Origin of the sequence: Natronococcus sp. A-GB1 (genome assembly GCF_029688845.1) — an archaeon.
Lineage (GTDB): Archaea > Halobacteriota > Halobacteria > Halobacteriales > Natrialbaceae > Natronococcus.
In genome coordinates this window covers 157,152-174,378 of record NZ_JARUKW010000007.1, presented here as the reverse complement: position 1 = coordinate 174,378, position 17,227 = coordinate 157,152, and the positions used below count along the sequence as shown (strand labels likewise).

Annotated in this window: 20 protein-coding genes; 11 read left to right on the top strand and 9 right to left on the bottom strand. The window is 67.0% G+C overall.

The features are described from left to right. Position 1 precedes the first annotated feature (1 nt). Positions 2–250, bottom strand: a complete 249-nt coding sequence (locus tag QA600_RS10280) for a hypothetical protein (RefSeq protein WP_278291844.1) — start codon at positions 248–250, stop codon at positions 2–4. 103 nt (positions 251–353) lie between these two features. Here QA600_RS10280 and QA600_RS10275 point away from each other — a divergent pair, with 103 nt between their 5' ends. Next, entirely contained in the window at positions 354–632 is a 279-nt protein-coding gene (locus QA600_RS10275) for an acylphosphatase (RefSeq protein WP_278291842.1), read from the top strand. Here the strand turns inward: QA600_RS10275 and QA600_RS10270 are convergent. Continuing rightward, positions 626–1,147 carry a hypothetical protein gene (locus tag QA600_RS10270; protein ID WP_278291841.1) on the bottom strand — a complete coding sequence of 174 codons (522 nt, stop codon included), beginning with the start codon at positions 1,145–1,147 and terminating at the stop codon, positions 626–628. The genes QA600_RS10275 and QA600_RS10270 overlap by 7 nt on opposite strands. Before the next feature lie 75 nt (positions 1,148–1,222). Here QA600_RS10270 and QA600_RS10265 point away from each other — a divergent pair, with 75 nt between their 5' ends. Then, entirely contained in the window at positions 1,223–2,650 is a 1,428-nt protein-coding gene (locus QA600_RS10265; protein ID WP_278291885.1) for an NAD(P)H-hydrate dehydratase, read from the top strand. Continuing rightward, positions 2,643–3,182: a cyclic pyranopterin monophosphate synthase MoaC gene (moaC, locus tag QA600_RS10260; protein ID WP_278291840.1), complete on the top strand. Its 540-nt coding sequence runs from the start codon at positions 2,643–2,645 to the stop codon at positions 3,180–3,182. The genes QA600_RS10265 and moaC overlap by 8 nt, the downstream gene beginning before the upstream one ends. Positions 3,183–3,348: 166 nt before the next feature. On the opposite strand, the gene QA600_RS10255 is transcribed toward moaC, so the two are convergent. The 5 genes from QA600_RS10255 to QA600_RS10235 form a co-directional block, all read right to left on the bottom strand. Then, the gene (locus tag QA600_RS10255) at positions 3,349–4,092 is read right to left on the bottom strand and encodes a beta-ketoacyl-ACP reductase (RefSeq protein WP_278291839.1); all 744 of its coding nucleotides are present in this window, start codon (positions 4,090–4,092) and stop codon (positions 3,349–3,351) included. 139 nt (positions 4,093–4,231) lie between these two features. Beyond that, positions 4,232–5,617 (bottom strand): class III poly(R)-hydroxyalkanoic acid synthase subunit PhaC, encoded by a 1,386-nt coding sequence (phaC, locus tag QA600_RS10250; RefSeq protein WP_278291838.1) that lies wholly within the window; start codon positions 5,615–5,617, stop codon positions 4,232–4,234. Next, positions 5,614–6,159, bottom strand: a complete 546-nt coding sequence (locus tag QA600_RS10245) for a poly(R)-hydroxyalkanoic acid synthase subunit PhaE (RefSeq protein ID WP_278291837.1) — start codon at positions 6,157–6,159, stop codon at positions 5,614–5,616. Before QA600_RS10245 ends, phaC begins: the two co-directional genes overlap by 4 nt. Before the next feature lie 42 nt (positions 6,160–6,201). Then, entirely contained in the window at positions 6,202–6,687 is a 486-nt protein-coding gene (locus QA600_RS10240) for a hypothetical protein (RefSeq protein WP_278291836.1), read from the bottom strand. Next, positions 6,684–7,004 carry an AbrB/MazE/SpoVT family DNA-binding domain-containing protein gene (locus QA600_RS10235; RefSeq protein ID WP_005555868.1) on the bottom strand — a complete coding sequence of 107 codons (321 nt, stop codon included), beginning with the start codon at positions 7,002–7,004 and terminating at the stop codon, positions 6,684–6,686. The genes QA600_RS10240 and QA600_RS10235 overlap by 4 nt, the downstream gene beginning before the upstream one ends. 233 nt (positions 7,005–7,237) lie before the next feature. Here QA600_RS10235 and QA600_RS10230 point away from each other — a divergent pair, with 233 nt between their 5' ends. From QA600_RS10230 to cdd, 7 genes are all read left to right on the top strand, one after another. Beyond that, positions 7,238–7,867: a MaoC family dehydratase gene (locus tag QA600_RS10230; protein ID WP_278291835.1), complete on the top strand. Its 630-nt coding sequence runs from the start codon at positions 7,238–7,240 to the stop codon at positions 7,865–7,867. Between the two features lie 222 nt (positions 7,868–8,089). Next, positions 8,090–9,457 carry a phosphomannomutase gene (locus QA600_RS10225; RefSeq protein WP_278291834.1) on the top strand — a complete coding sequence of 456 codons (1,368 nt, stop codon included), beginning with the start codon at positions 8,090–8,092 and terminating at the stop codon, positions 9,455–9,457. A 186-nt stretch (positions 9,458–9,643) separates the two neighbouring features. Further along, a complete protein-coding gene (locus QA600_RS10220; RefSeq protein ID WP_278291833.1) occupies positions 9,644–10,696 on the top strand; it encodes a BMP family ABC transporter substrate-binding protein in 1,053 nt (350 codons plus the stop codon). 7 nt (positions 10,697–10,703) lie between these two features. Further along, positions 10,704–12,314: an ABC transporter ATP-binding protein gene (locus QA600_RS10215; RefSeq protein ID WP_278291832.1), complete on the top strand. Its 1,611-nt coding sequence runs from the start codon at positions 10,704–10,706 to the stop codon at positions 12,312–12,314. Continuing rightward, a complete protein-coding gene (locus QA600_RS10210; protein WP_278291831.1) occupies positions 12,314–13,540 on the top strand; it encodes an ABC transporter permease in 1,227 nt (408 codons plus the stop codon). The genes QA600_RS10215 and QA600_RS10210 overlap by 1 nt, the downstream gene beginning before the upstream one ends. Further along, the gene (locus QA600_RS10205; protein WP_278291830.1) at positions 13,533–14,609 is read left to right on the top strand and encodes an ABC transporter permease; all 1,077 of its coding nucleotides are present in this window, start codon (positions 13,533–13,535) and stop codon (positions 14,607–14,609) included. The genes QA600_RS10210 and QA600_RS10205 overlap by 8 nt, the downstream gene beginning before the upstream one ends. Positions 14,610–14,657: 48 nt before the next feature. After that, positions 14,658–15,047 carry a cytidine deaminase gene (gene cdd, locus QA600_RS10200; protein WP_278291829.1) on the top strand — a complete coding sequence of 130 codons (390 nt, stop codon included), beginning with the start codon at positions 14,658–14,660 and terminating at the stop codon, positions 15,045–15,047. Between the two features lie 15 nt (positions 15,048–15,062). On the opposite strand, the gene QA600_RS10195 is transcribed toward cdd, so the two are convergent. Both QA600_RS10195 and QA600_RS10190 read right to left on the bottom strand, forming a co-directional pair. Further along, entirely contained in the window at positions 15,063–15,797 is a 735-nt protein-coding gene (locus tag QA600_RS10195) for a glucose 1-dehydrogenase (protein WP_345782016.1), read from the bottom strand. A gap of 83 nt (positions 15,798–15,880) precedes the next feature. Next, positions 15,881–16,309: a DUF488 family protein gene (locus tag QA600_RS10190; RefSeq protein ID WP_278291828.1), complete on the bottom strand. Its 429-nt coding sequence runs from the start codon at positions 16,307–16,309 to the stop codon at positions 15,881–15,883. A 58-nt stretch (positions 16,310–16,367) separates the two neighbouring features. On the opposite strand from QA600_RS10190, the gene QA600_RS10185 reads away from it, so the two are divergent. Beyond that, positions 16,368–17,192 (top strand): nucleoside phosphorylase, encoded by an 825-nt coding sequence (locus QA600_RS10185; RefSeq protein WP_278291827.1) that lies wholly within the window; start codon positions 16,368–16,370, stop codon positions 17,190–17,192. Positions 17,193–17,227: the final 35 nt, after the last annotated feature.

Genomic DNA, 17,227 nt, shown 5'->3' with positions numbered 1-17,227 from the left:
TTCACTCACGGTAATCATTTCGTCCGGTAATCGCCCAGTACGCCTGTGAAACGATCGTAATCGCGAACACGATAGCGAGTCCCGCGGCGACGTACGTCGCGATCGTCGCGTCCAGCAGGTACCACGTCAGCGCGCCGGCGACGAGGACGAACAGTACGGCGCCGACGAACAGCTCGAGCAGCTCCCGGACCGTCGCGCGGCTCGTCGAGACGTCGAGATACTCCTCCTCGAAGCGTTCGATGGGACCCATCTGCTATCGGTTGTCGCTCGAGGGTTCTTTCGGTATCGGTTCGAGGCCACGACTCGCAGGCCGGACGGCTGGATTTTTCCCGATCGACGACGACGCCATGCACATGACGGACCGGACCCGGGCACACGTCTTCGTTTCCGGAAACGTACAGGGCGTTTACTACCGCGCGACGACTCGCGACACGGCCCGCGAGGAAGGCGTCGACGGCTGGGTCAAAAACCTCGAGGACGGCCGGGTCGAGGCGGCGTTCGAGGGTCCCGAGAGCGCGGTCGAGTCGATGCTCGAGTTCTGTCACGAGGGGAGCCCCGCGGCCGACGTTGACGACGTCGAGGTCGAGTACGAGGACCCGCAGGGCGAGGACGGGTTCGAGATTCGCTACTGACTACGGCGCTCGGTCTGCGCGCCGAGTTCCTCGAGGTGGTCGGCGAGCCACGGCGGTTCGTCGGTGTGAGCCCAGGTGGCCCACTCGGCCTTCTCGCCCGCGTAGTACGTCCGGTAGGCCGCGACGGGGTCGTCGGGCCGTTTGTACTCGTCGGGCATCGCCTGCGGGCGCGGCGTCGGCTCCTCCGTAGGAAATTCGATTTCGTCGGGGTCGATTTGCTCGATAACGTCCCAGCTGGCGTGATCGCCGTCCTTCTCGTAGCGCTCGACGAACTCCGCGTTGAGTGCCTCGGCGTGTTCGCGCAGGCGAAGCCAGTTCGCCCGCGACTCCGTCGCCCACTCGGTGACGGGATGCCCGGTGTGGGTCGCCGCGTACAGAAACTCGTCGTCCCGGCCGTTCTCGCGGGCCGCGGTACACAGCACCTGCGCGGCCTCGAGCAGTAGCTTGTTGACGTGCTCGTCGCAGTGGTACCGCGCCGCGAGCCGGGGGTCCTCGTCGAGCCAGAAGACGTTCACGGCCGACGTACGAACGCAACCCGATTGAGCGTTTCGTCCGCAATCTTCAACGGCGGCCCCCGCAAACGAACGGTCATGATCACGGGCGAACGGATGGCCGCCGTCGACGAGAACGCCGCAGCACTGGGCGTCTCGCAGAAGCAGCTGATGGAGTCGAGCGGGAACGCGGTCGCGCGAGCGGTCCGCGAAGTCGCGGAGCCGGGCTCGAGCGTTGCCGTCGTCGCCGGACGCGGGAACAACGGCGGGGACGCGTTCGTGGCCGTTCGGTTCTTGGAGAAGTACGACGTCACCACGCTCCTGCTCGGACGCGCCGACCGAATCGGCACCGACATCGCTCGCGAGAACTGGAGCGCCCTGCAGAACGCGGGCTACGACACGCGAGAGATCACGGACTCGAGCGGGTTCGACCTGCCCGACTGCGATGTCGTCGTCGACGCGATGCTCGGAACGGGGATTAGCGGCGACCTCCGCGAACCCGCCGCGACCGCGGCCGAGGCGATCAACACGGCCGACGTGACCGTCGTCGCCGTCGATGTCCCCTCGGGGTTCGACGCCGACAGGGAGGAGATCGCCGACAACGCCGTCCAGGCGGATCGGGTCGTCACCTTCCACGACGCGAAGCCCGGCCTCGCCGAGCTCGAGGCCGAACTCGCGGTCGCCGACATCGGCATCCCCGCGGCTGCCGAGCGGGACGTCGGCCCCGGCGACATCTCCCTCGCTCGTCCCGACGGCCGCGAGGGCCGACCGTACGTCATCGGCGGCGGCCCCTACACCGGCGCGCCCGCCCTCGCTTCCCAGGCCGCGCTGCGGGCGGGCGCCGAACTCGCCTTCGTCGCCGCGCCCGAGTCCGTCGCCGGCGAGATTCAGGGGTACGCCGAGGATCTCATCGTCCAGCCCTACGAGAACGAGATCCTCACGCCCGACGTGGCCGCGGACCTCCTCGAGACCGCCGAGGAGTACGACAACGTCGTCGTCATCGGTCCCGGCCTAGGCACCGATGAGGAGACGCTCGAGGCAACGACGGAGTTCCTCTCGTCGTACTCGGGGACGGCGGTCGTCGACGCGGACGCCCTCGAGGTCGTCCCGGAGATCGAAACCGACGCGACGCTGGTCTGTACACCGAACCGCGGTGAACTCGCGCGGATGGGCGGGCCCGACACCGACGACCTGGCCGCGGTTGCCGACGAGATCGAGAGCTTCGCCGCGGATCTCGGTCATCTCGTCCTCGCGAAGGGCGAAAACGACGTGATCACCGACGGCGAGCGAACGCGGATCAGTCGCTCGGGGACGGTCGGGATGAAGGTCGGCGGCACCGGCGACACGCTCGCCGGAATCGTCGCAGCGCTGCTCGAGTACGCCGAGCCGATGGACGCCGCCGCGGCGGGCGCCCAGGTCAACGGGCTCGCCGGCGAACGTCTCGCCGAGCGCCACGACCACGGCTACTTGGCGTCGGAACTGCTCGAGGAGCTTCCCGCGGTGCTGTGGGGTGGTGACGATGAGTGAGGATCCGTCCCCTGCCGAGGGAACGAACCCGGACCCGCGGAGCGGCGACGACTCCGGTGCCGAGGAACTCACGCATACCACCGACGAGGGCGAGGTGCAGATGGTCGACGTCGGCGACAAACCCGACAGCGAACGACGCGCGGTCGCCGCGGGCGAGATCCGCCTGCGGCCCTCGACGGTCGAGGCGATCCGCGACGACGAGATCGGTAAGGGCGACGTGCTCGCGACGGCCCGGATTGGCGCGGTCCAGGCGGTCAAACACACCTGGGAGACGATCCCGATGTGCCACCAGATCCCGATTACGAACGTCGACACCGCGTTCGAACTCGGCGAGGACCGGGTCGAGTGCGAGGTAGCTGTCGAGACCACCGGAAAGACGGGCTGTGAGATGGAGGCCCTCGAGGGCGTCACGACGGGCCTGAACGTCGTCTGGGATATGGTCAAAGCCGTCGAGAAGGACGACGATGGGCAGTACCCCGACACGGGGATCGAGAACGTTCGGGTGCTCGCAAAGGAGAAGCGAACGGGCTGAACGGCCTCGCGTTCGTTTTTCGAGCGGTCCCGTGTAACGACGATTTGAGCGGTCACCGTCCGCCTCCAGACGGGCACGCAAACGAAAACGCAAACAGAACCGTAAACGGAGACGACACTCGAGGATCGATGCATCGACGGCAACCAAAAAGCGAGCGAGTCGGTATCTACAGGTCCATTCCGCCGTTGACGTCGATCACCTCGCCCGTAATGTAGGAGGACTCCTCGCTCGCGAGGAAGCGAACGACGGCGGCGATGTCCTCGACCTCAGCCAGCCGCTCGAGGGGAATCCCCGAGATGATCCGCTCTAAGACCTGGTCGGGAACGCTCTCGACCATGTCGGTCCGGGTAAAGCCGGGCGCGACGCAGTTGGCTGTCGAGCCGCCCTGCGCGAACTCGAGTGCAATCGTCCGAGTGAAGCCGAACATTCCGCTTTTCGCGGTCGCGTAGTTGGCCTGCCCGAAGTTCCCCTGCTTGCCGACGACGCTCGAGATGTTGATGAGCCGTCCCTCGTTGGCGTTCCAGATGTCGTCGTAAAACGTCTGGGTGCAGTTGAACATCCCGCCGAGGTTGACGTCCATCACCCGATCCCACTCCGCGCGGGACATCTCGGTGAACTGCTTGTCGGCGGTAATACCGGCGTTGTTGACGAGGACGTCGGCCGGTCCGAACGCCTCGTGGCAGACGTCGCGCATGTGTTCTACCTCCTCGGAGATCGAGACGTCGGCCTGGGCCGTAATCGCTTGCCCGCCGGCATCCTCGATGGCCTCGACGGCCTCGTGTGCGGCCCCCTCCGACGACCGGTAGTTAATGACGACGTTCGCTCCCTTCTCGCCGAGGTGTTCCGCGATTCCGCGCCCGATCCCGCGCGCCGAGCCTGTGATGATACAGGTACGTCCCTCCATGGACATCGTTACCCTACACTGCACCACCGACTGTTATATAACGACCTGTTGGGTTTCGACCCCTACTATGGTGAATAAAAAACAGCCGTGTCCGACTTGGAGCCGGGAGGGCAGCGGCGCGGTTGCGCCGGAACGTCAGCGGACGTTATCGCTCGCCGGCCTGGTCGATCCAGTCCTCGAGGCGGGCGACGGCGATCTCGGTCTCGTCGGCGATCTCCTCGGCGTCGGCGTCGGCCAATTCCTCGAACGAGGTGATGCCGACCGCGGCGAGGTCGTTCGCGTAGGACTGGCCGATGCCGTCGATCTCGGTGAGATCGTCGACCTCGGTCTCCTCGAGGGCCTCCTCGGAGAACTCGTCGAGGCCGGTCTCGTCACCCTCGACGTCGCCCGCGAGGGCCGCGTCGGGTTCGTCGGGCTCGGGGGTCTCCGGCTCGGCCTCGGTCTCGGCGCTCGAGCGGGCCTCGAACCATTCACAGACGTCGGGCCAGAGTTCGGCGTGGCTCCGGGAGGACACCGACATCCCGATGTGGCCGGTCGCGAACTCCATGACTTCGGTGTCGTCGGAGGCGACGGCCTCGTTAAACGGCTTCGAGGCCTCCGGCGGGATGAGGTGGTCGTACTCCGCGACGATCTGGAGGACGGGCATGTTGATCTCGGTGAGGTCGACCTGCTTCCCATTCAGCTCGAGTTCGTTCCCGATCAGCTTGTTCTCCTGGTAGATGTCGCGGATGAACTCCTCGTAGGCCTTGCCGGCGACGTCGATCCCCTCGTCGAGCCACCGCTCCATTCGGCCGAAGTTCTCGACGAAGTCCTCGTCCTCCATATTGTCGTAGAACCGGACGTACTTCGTCACATTGTTCGCGACGGGATCCATCAGCGCGAATCCGACGTCCAGGAAATCGGCGGGAACGTTGTCGAACGTCTCGGTGACCGTCTCGGGATCGTAGTAGTCCTCGCTACCCCACAGCTCGAGGACGCCGCCCTCACCTGCAAAGCAGAGGCCGGCGGCCATCAGCGCGAGGTTCTCGACCTTCTCTGGGTGGAGCGCGGCGTACATCGCCGACATCGTCCCGCCCATGCAGTAGCCCAGGACGTTGATCGCGTCCTGACCCGAGCGCTCGCGGACCTCGTCGACGCAGTTGTCGATGTAGCGGTTGACGTAGTCGTCGAGTCCGAGCGTCCGGTCGAGCTTCGAGGGCTCGCCCCAGTCGATCAGGTAGACGTCGAAGCCGGCCTCGAGCAGCGTCTGGACGACCGAGCGGTCGGGCTGCAGGTCGAGGATGTACGGCTTGTTGATCAGCGCGTAGACGATGAGGATCGGGATGTCGTGTTGCTCCTCGGTCTTCGACTCGTAGTGGAGCAACTGGAGCTTGTTCTCCTCGTAGACGACCTCGCTCGGGGTCTGACCGACCTCGACGTTCTCGAGGGTCTCGGTTCGGTCGGGTGCGACCTGACTCTTCTCGGCGAGGCCGGCGGCACCCTCCCAGGCCTGGCGTTGCATCTCCAGGGCGGTCGCGTACGGATTCTTCATTGCTCCTCGAGGTGCTCGAGAACGCGGTCGAGTTTCTCCTCGACGGCGTGCTGGCGGCGCTCGAGCTCGACGAGACGGTCGCCGACCTCGACGACGTCGCCCTCGGTCGGGAAGCCGAGCGAGTGCAGCGTCTCCTCGGCGGCCTCGTCGGCCTCCTGCTGGAGTTCGAGGACGTCGCCGACGGTCTCGCCGGTCATCTTCGCGAAGGCGGTCGTCGACATGACCTCCTTGAACGCCTCGTTTGCCGTGTTGAGCCAGACGTCACGGAACTCCTCGAGTTCGACGTCCTCGCCCTCGAGCTGGTCGTTCGCTCGCTCGACCATCTGCTGGGAGGCGTTCATCCAGGCCTCGTAGGCGCGGGCGTAGCCCTCGACGCCCTCGGAGAGTTCGGCGTCGTCGCTCATCTCGCCGACGGTTTCGGCCCAGCTCTCGACGAATTGGGCCTGTGCTTCGACGTTGTTCTCGAACGCCTCGAGGAACTGCTCGTTCCACTGCTCGGCGAACGCGTTCCAGTTCTGCGCCTGTGGTGGTGTGTCTGTCATTGTAGGGGAAAATTGGATCGTATGGACAAAAGGCTATGGTCGTTACGCCGAAACGTCGAACTCCTCGGCGACGGAGTCGACGTTCTCGGTCATCACCGACATGTTCTCCTCGGCCTGCTCGTGGGCTTCGAGCATGGCGTCGAAGCTGGTGTCGACGACCTCGGCGTAGCTGGCGGAGAACTCGTCGTAGGCGGCCTCGGACTCGTGAAGAGCCTCGGCGACGGCGGAGATCGACTCCTGCTGGGCGTCGGTCATCGCGTCGATGTTCTCCTCGAACTGCGAGTGGAACTCCTCGAGGTCGACGCCGTCCTCGGGCATCGACGCCTCGACGGCGTCGAAGTAGGCCGCGACGGCACCCTTGGTGAACTCGGCGTTTGTCTCGACGGCCGAGCTCGAGGACTCGACGGCGTCGACGAAGGCGCCGAAGGACGTCTTCTGGGCCTCGAGGGCGTCGTGGGTAAGCTGCTGGCTCTGTTCGATGGCGGTGCGCTGTGCGGTAAACATGGCGGTGAATGGGTTCTGTGTCATTGGTCTGTCTCGCGGTTTCGTTTGACGGGAACGACGATCGTCTGGACGATATCTCCCTCTTCGATGTCGAGGGCTTCCCGTTCGGGTTCGGGAATACTGATCCGACCACCGCTCTGGACTCGCGCCTTGAACGTCGCCGTTCCCATGTTCATCGGACCGAAGCTCGAGGCGTTCTCGAGCGGGTTCGCGGAGCTTGCCTCCATCAGCTGTTTCAGCATCTCCTGCTGGGATTCGGCGACCTGCTCGCCCGCGTTCTGCATCTGCTCGGCGAACATCGTCGGCGGAAACCAGGGCGATCGGTCGGAGTCGTCCGTCATCAACACAGTCAATGCGCTCCGCACTAATAAGAGTTTCCGATCTCTACCATTGAGTGGCAGTAGATGGTTTCGAGTGCACTTCGGGGGTCATCATCGCCCCGTAGTGCGGTTTTCCGCCTCGAGCCCTCGTTCGGGCACTCGAAAGCGTCCGTTACCACGCTGTCGCCGGCACGGATAACCGCGCATTGTGCAGCCAAAGAGGTATAACGGGCTCGTCCCTATAGCGAGAGTAGATGTCCCACCAGAACGCCGGCGAGAACGGGTTTGGCGCCCTGGCCAACGCCTGGTCCACCGCGACCCGATCCGTCCTCCGGAGTGCGACCGCGGCCAACCGCGCCGCCGTCGCCGCGATGGATTCGACCCAGACGGAATCGAACGGTAACTACACTGACGCCTCGATCCCCTCCCTCGAGTACGCCGACGCTGACTGGAGCTTCGAGCGGACTGTTGAGGATCCGGCGGCACTCGGTCCTGGCGATCAGGTCACCTTCGAGAAGGAACTTTCCGACGACGACGTGCGTGCGTTCGCCGAGATCAGCGGCGACACGAACCGCCTCCACCTCGACGACGAGTTCGCCGCCGACACCCGGTTCGGCGAGCGCATCGTCCACGGCACCCTCGTTTCGGGACTGATCAGCGCCGCGCTGGCCCGGCTTCCCGGGCTGACGATCTACCTCTCCCAGGACCTCGAGTTCGCCGGCCCCGTCGGCATCGGCGATCGGGTCTCCGCCCGCGTCGAGGTCGTCGAGGACCTCGGCAACAACCAGTACCGCCTCGAGACGGTCGTCCGCGACGAGGACGACGACGCGGCGGTCGTCGACGGCGAGGCGGTCGTTCTCATCGACGAGATGCCCGACGCCTGAGACGGATTGCTGTCCCGATCTACAGGCACAACCGAAGTACGGCTCTCGGCCGTGCCGGAAAGCGACGGACAGCGGTTCGTACGAGACGGGCTGCCGTGTCTTTTCTCGTAGACCAGCAACACCTCAAGGCCACGCCGAAACCGTCCTCCTGGAGGGCGCACTCGAGTTCTCGCCCCGCGAGAGGGCAGACAGTATAAGTAGTTCCTCGCGGAACGGGCCACCATGACACTGTTCGGGACCGCAGGGATCCGCGGCCCAGTCGAGACCGTCTCACCATCGCTTGCGCTCTCGGTCGGCCAGGCCGCGGGCGAGTCCGGGACGACGTTCGTTGTGGGTCGGGACGGGCGGGAGACGGGACCGGCGCTGGCCGCGGCGATGGAGGCCGGCCTCGAGAGCGCCGGTGCCGACGTCCGTCGCGTCGGTCGCCTGCCGACGCCGGCTCTCGCGTTCGCCTCTCGAGGTCGGCGCGGCGTGATGCTCACCGCGAGTCACAACCCACCGACTGACAACGGAATCAAGCTGTTCGTCGACGGCGTCGAGTACGACAGCGACGCGGAGACGCTGATCGACGAGCAGGTCGGTGCTGCCGACCCCGGGCTTGCTTCCTGGGAGGAGTGGGGACGTTCGGAACGAGCCGACGTCCTCGGCGAGTACCGCAACGCCGTTGCGGACTACGTTCGCACCCAGTTCGGCGGCGAGTCGCCGCTCGCGGGACTCTCGATCGCCGTCGACTGCGGGAACGGCGTCGGCGCGCTGGCGACGCCGCAGGTACTCGACGACCTCGGTGCCGACGTCGTCGGCGTCAACGCGAACGTCGACGGCCACTTCTCCGGCCGGGACAGCAAGCCGACCCCCGAGACGCTGACCGAGTTCAGCGAGTTCCTCGCCGAGGGAGCCTTCGATCTCGGCCTGGCCCACGACGGCGACGCCGACCGGCTCGTCGTCCTCGAGCCCGACGGGGAGGTCGTCCACGAGGATACTGTCCTCGCGCTCGCCGCAGCCCACTACACCGAGACGAGCGACGCCACCGACTCGGTCGTCGTCACGACGCCGAACGCCTCGGCCCGAATCGACGAGCGGGTTCGGGACGCGGGCGGACGCGTCGAACGAGTCCGCCTGGGTGCCCTCCACGAGGGGATCGCCCGGGAACGCGATCGGGCCGGGGACGACGCCGAGGTCGTCTTCGCGGCCGAACCCTGGAAGCACATCCACACGAGCTTCGGCGGCTGGATCGACGGCGTCGCGAGCGCCAGCGTCGTGGCCGCACTTGTCGCCGACGCCGGGAGCGTCGCTACGCTGCGGGAGCCGGTCACCGAACGTCCCTACCGGAAGGTCAGTGTCGACTGTCCCGATCGGCTCAAGGCCGACGCGATGGCCCGCCTCGAGTCCGACCTCCCGGAGGCGTTTCCCGAGGCGAGCGTCGACACGAGCTACGGCGTCCGCCTCGAGTTCGCGGACGCCTCGTGGCTGCTGGTCCGTCCGAGCGGCACCGAACCCTACGTTCGGCTCTACGCCGAGAGCGACGAGGTCGACGACCTGGTTGCGGAGGGGCGAACCGTCATCGAGACGGCGATCGAAGCGACCCGTTGAGACGGTTTACTGTCCGTCAGTTCCGGCGCGACCGTCACCCGGGCGGCGGTTGTGACGGGAGCTCGGTACAGCAATCCGTATGAGAGTCATCGAACGTAATCAACGATCAGTCCAGATACACGTCCGTCCAAGCTCGAGTAGTATTTCGCACCATTTAACCCACCTTCGTGGACTAGCAGTACCACGATGGCACGCGAGAGACGGGAGGTTCTGCGCTCGGCCGGGGTAACCGGCTGTGTCGCGCTGGCCGGCTGCGTCAGCGGGTTCGACGAGGCCGGCAGGGATCCGGACGTCACCGTCGGGGTGGTCTACGCCTCCGGCGGCCTCGGTGACAACTCGTTCAACGACATGGCCCAGCAGGGCGCCATGCAGGCCGAGGAGGAGTTCGATATCCTGTTCGATCAGGCCGAACCCGAGTCGGAGGGCGAGTTCGACGGCACGCAGCGGAACTTCGCCGAATCGGGACGGTACGATCTGATCTGTTGTATCGGCTACGCACAGGAGGGAGCCCTCGCCGAGAACGCCGAGGCCTACCCTGACCAGGAGTTCATCATCGTCGACTCGGTCGTCGAGGAGCCGAACGTCCGAAGCTACGTCTTCGACGAGCCCGGCGGCTCGTTCCAGGCCGGCCACCTCGCCGGCCTGCTGACCCAGACGGAGTTTTCGGCGGGCGACGGCTCGACCAACCCCGACGAGTCGGTGGTCGGCTTCGTCGGCGGGACCGAAACGCCGCTGATCGAGTCGTTCCACGCCGGCTTTGCGGCCGGCGTCGAGTACGTCGACCCCGACATCGAACTCCTCTCGAGCTACGTCGGCGACTTCAACGACACCGCGGCCGGCCAGGAGACCGCGCGCCTGATGTACGACCAGGGCGCTGATGTCGTCTTCCACGCGGCCGGCCGCACCGGCGTCGGCGTCTTCCAGGCGGCCCAGTCGGAGGGCCGGTTCGCGATTGGCGTCGACGACGACCAGTCGATGAGCGAGGACGACTACGCCGACGTCATCCTCGCGAGCATGGTCAAGCAGGTCGACCGGGCGGTGTTCACCGCGATCGAATCCGCCGTCGAAGGCACGTTCGAGGGCGGCGAGGTCGAGGAGCTCGGGCTCGCAGACGACGGCGTCGACGTCGTCTACGGGCAGTCGATCGGCGACGAGATTCCCGACGAGATCAGGACCGAACTCGAGGACTCCCGCGAGCAACTCATCGAGGGCGAGATCGACGCCCCGGGGGAGCTGTGAGCGATCGATGACCGGATCCGAGACGGCCACAAACGACGCGCGGGCCGACGAGGAGCTTGCGGTTCACCTCGATGGCATCACCAAGCGGTTCCCCGGCGTCGTCGCCAACGACGACGTCGACCTCCGGGTCGAACGCGGGAGCGTCCACGCGCTGCTGGGCGAGAACGGGGCCGGCAAGACGACGCTGATGAACGTCCTCTACGGGCTCTACGAGCCCACCGAGGGACGGGTACTCGTCGACGGGACAGAGCGGTCGTTCGACAGGCCTCGAGACGCGATCGACGCCGGGGTCGGGATGATCCACCAGCACTTCATGCTGGTCGAGACGATGACCGTCGCCGAGAACATCGCGCTCGGCAACGAGCCCAGGAAGTGGGGCGGACTCGCCGTCGACCGCGGGCGCATCGATCGCGAGGTCCGGGACCTCTGCGATCGGTACGGGTTCGACGTCGACCTCTCGGCGACGGTCGCCGAACTGAGTGTCGGCGCCCGCCAGCGCGTCGAGATCCTGAAAGCGCTGTACCGAGGCGCCGACGTACTGATCTTCGACGAGCCGACGGCCGTGCTCACCCCCCAGGAGGTCGAGGACCTCTACGGCGTCTTCGAGGAGCTGACCGAGCGCGGGAAGACGATCGTCTTCATCACCCACAAGCTCGGCGAGGCGATGCACGCCGCCGACGGCGTCACCGTCCTCCGGGACGGGCGGGCCGTCGCGAGCGTCGAACCCGCCGAGACCACCCGCGAGGAGCTCGCGGAGTTGATGGTCGGCCGCGAGGTACTCCTTGAGGCCGACAGCGATCCCGTCGAGACCGGGGACCCAGTCCTCTCGGCCGCCAACGTCACCGTCGAGGACGACCGCGGGGTCGAGGCGGTTTCGGGGATCGACCTCGAGGTGCGTGCCGGCGAGGTGTTCGGCATCGCGGGCGTCGACGGCAACGGCCAGAGCGAGCTGATCGAGGCAATCACGGGGCTGCGAACGCCGGATGGCGGGACGGTTCGCTTCGACGGCGAGGACGTCACCGACTGGTCCCGCCGTCGCCGGATCGAGGGCGGCATGGCCCACGTCCCGGAGGATCGCCACGAGCAGGGGCTCGTCATGCCGTTCGACCTCGTCGAGAACGCCGTCCTCGGCAGCCAGCGCTCGGCGCGGTTCGCCCGAAGCGGGCGCATCGACTGGGCCGACGTTCGGGACCACGCCGAGGACGTCATCGGAACCTACGACGTCAGGCCGCCAGACGCCGACGCCCACGCCGAGTCCCTCTCGGGCGGCAACCAGCAGAAGTTCGTCGTCGGCCGCGAGCTCGAGCGCGATCCGGAACTCGCGGTCGCGACCCACCCCACGCGGGGGGTCGACATCGGCTCGACCGAGTTCATCCACGAGCGGCTGCTCGACCTCCGTCGGGAGGGGAAGGCGGTGCTGGTCGTCTCCTCGAATCTCGACGAGGTGCAGGCGCTCTCGGACCGGCTCGCGGTGATCTACGAGGGCGAGTTCGTCGCCGTCACGGATCCCGACGACGTCACCGAGGAGGAGCTCGGCCTGTTGATGGCCGGGGAGCGACCGGACGAGAGGACACAGCCCGCGAGGGCAGGGAGCGCCGACGCCGGAGGTGAGCGCTGATGCGTGAGGACCTCGAACGGCTGCTCGAGCGACTCGTCCACGCGTCGGTGCTCGAGCGCGTCGCGATCAGTTTCGCGGCGCTGCTCGCGGCGATCCTGCTCGGCGGCGTCCTCGTGTTCGTCTCGGGCGCGTTCGCGACCTGTCGGTCGGGGCTTGACCTCGCCGGGGCGACGTTCTGTTACAACCCGATGCAGGTCTACTACGAGCTGTTCCTCGGCGCGCTGGGTCACCCGCTCGAGGGCGGCTGGGAGCTGCACAACTACAACCTCGCGACGACGCTCCGCCAGACCACGCTGTTAATCTTCGCCGGGCTGTCGGTCGCCGTCGCCTTCCGGGCCGGGCTGTTCAACATCGGAACGCAGGGCCAGCTCGTCGTCGGCGGGCTGACGACCGCGGTGACCGTGCTGTTCGCCGCCTCTTACCTCCCCAGCGGCTTCGTCGGCACCGTTCTGCTGGTGCCGATCGGCGTCCTCGCGGGCGCCGTCGGCGGGGGGTTCTACGGGGCGATCCCCGGCGCGCTCAAGGCCTACGCGGGCGCCAACGAGGTCATCACGACGATCATGCTCAACTTCATCGCCGTCGGCGTCACCTCGACGCTGCTGTCCTGGCGGTTCCAGGACCCGGCAAGTGACAACCCCCAGACTCGGGCCGTCCCCGAGTACGCTGAGATCCCGAACCTGCCGCTGGTCGGGTTCAGCCCGCGGATGAACTTCTCGCTGCTCGCGCTTGGCTTCGCAATCGCTCTCATCGTCGGGATCGCCTGGCTGCTCGCCCGGACCGCCTTCGGCTACGAGCTGCGGACGACCGGGGTCCAGCCCGCTGCGGCCGCCTACGGCGGCGTCGACGAGAAACGGATGACCGTCGCGAGCATGACCCTCTCGGGCGCGCTCGGCGGCATCGGCGGCGCCTTCTGGGTCCTGATGGAACACGGCCGCTGGCTCGAGAACGTCCCCGACCTGGGCTTCGACGGCATCGCCGTCTCGATCCTCGCGGGGAACAACCCGCTCGGGGTCGGCTTCGCGGCGTTCCTGTTCGGCGTGCTCGACAGCGGCTCGAACTCGATCAACACCGCGACCGACGTCCCGCCGGAGCTCGTCGGCGTCCTCTCGGGGACGATCATCCTCTTCGTCGCGATGCCCGAGTTCTTCCGCATGATCGGCCGACGCTACGTCGATCTCGAGGATTCCGTCCCGGCTCGCTCGACCGGAGGTGAGGCCGATGATTGAGCTTCCGTCCCGGCCCGGCCGCCGAACGCTGCTGGTCGGTCTCGGCGCGATCACGGCGGTGTGGATCGCCGCCGGCCTCGCGTTCCCCGACTCGTGGGCCGGCGCGCTGCTCTCGATCGCGGCCAGCCCGAGCACACATACGGCGATGCTTCGCCTCGCCGTCCCGATCGCGCTGGCGGCTATCGGCGGCATCTTCGCCGAGAAGAGCGGCGTCATCAACATCGGTATCGAGGGGCTGCTCATCGTCTCGGCGTTCTCGGCGATCCTCGTCACGTTCTGGCTGGGCGCCGGCGAGTCGACGCTCGCGCTCTCCCACCACTGGTGGGGCTTCGCCGTCGGCGTCCTCGTGAGTACGCTCTTTGCCCTGCTGTTCGCGATCGTCTGTATCGAGTTCAAGGCCGACCAGATCATCGCGGGTCTCGCGGTCTGGCTGATCGCGCTGGGGCTGGCGCCCTTTGCCTCGCGGATCGTCTTCCAGAGCCCAAACACGGCGGGGGTCGGTCGCTTCGAGAACGTCACGATCCCGGTCCTCTCCGAGCTACCGGTGGTCGGTTACCTGCTGTTCGACACGCCACCGCAGGTGTATATCATGCTCGGAGCCGCCGTCGTCGGCTGGTACCTGCTCAACCGGACGGCGTTCGGCCGCTGGGTCGTCGCCAGCGGCGAGAACCCGAAGGCGCTGGACACGGCGGGCGTCGACGTTCGCCGGGTCCGGTACGCCGCAGTCCTGCTCTCGGGCGTGTTCGCCGGCCTCGGCGGCGCCGGCTTCGCGCTCGGCCAGCTCGGCACGTTCGCCGGCAGCGGCGAGACGGCCATCGGCGGCCGGGGCTTTATCGCCATCGCGACCTACCTCTTCGCGAACTACCACCCGATCGGCGCGCTGCTCGGCTCGTTCCTCTTCGCCGGCCTCGAGTCGGTCCAGATCCAGCTCCAGAACCTGGGTTATGCCGTCCCGACGGAGCTCATCCGGACGGTGCCGTACGTGACGGTGATCGTCGTCCTCGTCTTCGTCGGCAAGACCCGGCTCCCCGAGGCCGCCGGCGAGTCCTACGACGCCGACGAGGACTGATCGGCTTCGGGTCGGTGGCTTCTTGCGTTCGGTCGAACTATCGCGATCATGGACGAGTTGATCACTGCCGCCCGAGAGATCCAGGACCGGGCTCACGTCCCGTACTCCGAGTACCGCGTCGGCGCGGCTCTCGAGACCGCCAGCGGCGAGGTGTTCGTCGGCTGCAACCTCGAGAACGCCAACTTCAGCAACAGCCTCCACGCCGAGGAGGTCGCGATCGCCGAGGCCGTCAAGAACGGCCACCGCGACTTTTCTCGGCTCGCGGTCAGCTCTGACCGACGGGACGGCGTCACTCCCTGCGGGATGTGCCGCCAGACGCTCTCTGAGTTCTGCGACGGCGACCTGGTCGTGCTCTGTGACGAGGGAGATAACGAGGTCACCGAGTACACGCTCGAGGAGTTGCTGCCGAACACGATCACGCAAGAAACACTCGAGTAGCACCGGGCCGACCGTTTACCGCGCCGTGAAGCCGCCGTCGATAGGGTATGCGGTTCCGGTGACGAACGAGGCCTCGTCGGAACTGAGCCAGACGACGGCGCTGGCAACCTCTTCGGGCTGGCCCATCCGACCGAGCGGCTGCATGCCGACGAACTGCTCGATCTCCTCGGCCGCTTGTTCGACCATCGGCGTCTCGATGACGCCGGGACAGACTGCGTTGACGCGGACGTCGGCTTCCGCGTACTCGGTCGCAGCCACGCGTGTCAGTCCGACGATCCCGTGTTTGCTCGCGGCGTACGGCGCCGCTCCGGCGGCCGAGAGTCCGGCGATCGAGGACGTGTTGACGATGCTTCCACCGCCGTTGGCGGCCATCTCCTGCAGTTCGTACTTCATACACAGCCAGACGCCTTTGAGGTTGATATCGAGGACCCGGTCCCAGTTGGCCTCGGTCTGCTCGGCGGTCGGATCGTTCTCGCCTTCGATACCCGCGTTGTTGACCGCGACGTCGAGACTTTCGTACGCGCCGACGGCTTCCGCCACCATCGCCTCGACCGCGTTCGGATCGCTTACGTCGGTCTCGACGAAGCTCGCGGTTCCACCGGCCGACTCTATCTCCTCGACGGTCGCTCGCCCCTCCACGTCTAGTACGTCGGCGACGACGACGTTCGCGCCCTCTCGCGCGAGTCGTGTCGCAGTCTCCCTGCCGATTCCGGACGCGCCCCCGGTCACGATGGCCGTCTCTCCATCCAAAACGCCATGCGTCTCCTGTCCACAAGCATCGCGGTAAATCTGCGGGGTGGTTCTTGGCGCTCGGGAACGAGCGCGGAGCACTCCTACGACTCCTCGAGTTGCTCCCGCAGAATCGTCCGGTGACACCGCTTCTTCTCGGTGTTCTCGTAACAGACCAGCGCCAGCGACTCGTCGTCGCCGAGTCGGTCCGCGAGCTCTTCGAGGTCCGCCTGCGCCTCCGGAGACTCCTCGAGGTGCTCCTGATAGCGCTCGCCGAAATCGACCTGGTCCCAGGCGGCGTTGTGCGCTCCCTCGTCGCAGAGCCCCTGTCTCTTGAGGTCCTCCTCCGTACCGCGGACCGCCTCGAGCAGGTCCACTGGCGGCCCCAGTTCGGGGACGTTCTCGTCGACGGCGGCGTGGAACCACGGCGCTGGCTTCCGGACGACGCCGACGCGGGTCGCTTCGTCCGGCAGGTCCGCCAGGTCGTGCTGGATCGCGGCGACGTAGGTGTCCGCGAGCGTGCCGTCTGCCATATCGGCGCTACGGGAGCCCGGCATTTATATACACCGCGGGTGCGAATCGACGCGCCTGATGCCGGGAGACAGCGAAGATCCGAACGCCGACGTACAGTACCACCTCGAGGTCGCCGCGGAGGATGTCGCCGACACCGTTCTCCTGCCGGGGAATCCGGAGCGGCTCGAGGTCATCGTCGACTACTGGGACGACCACGAGATGCGGGCCCACCACCGCGAGTACCGCACCGCGACGGGCAGCTACGAGGGGACGCCGATCTCGGTCACCTCGACGGGGATCGGGAGCCCCTCCGCGGCCATCGCGGTCGAGGAGTTGGCTCGCGTCGGCTGTGACACCTTCATCCGGGTGGGCTCCTGTGGGGCGGTCCAGCCCGAGATGGACGTCGGCGACCTCGTCATTACGACCGGCGGACTCCGCCAGGAGGGAACGAGCGACGAGTACGTCCGCGAGGACTACCCCGCCGTCGCCGACTACGAGGTCGTCAGCGCGCTCGTCGCGGCCGCCGAACGACTCGGCTACGACTACCACACCGGCGTCACGATGAGCGCCGACTCCTTCTACGCCGGCCAGGGGCGGCCCGGCTTCGAGGGGTTCGAGGCGGCAGGCTCCGCCGATCTGGTCGAGCAGCTCGCCGACGCGAACGTCAAGAACATCGAGATGGAGGCCAGCGCCATCATGACGCTCGCGAGCGTCTACGGCCTTCGTGCGGGCGCAGTCTGTACGGTGTACGCCGACCGACAGGGCGGCGAGTTCAGCACCGAGGGTGAGTCTCGGGCGGCCGAAACCGCTACGTTGGCGACCCACCTACTCGCGAGGATGGACGAGAAAAAACGGGAGGCGGGCGTCGACCGCTGGCACGCCGGCCTCTCGCTCGAGGACTGATCCGCCGGCGCAACCCTCGGTCACGTGGCGCTCTC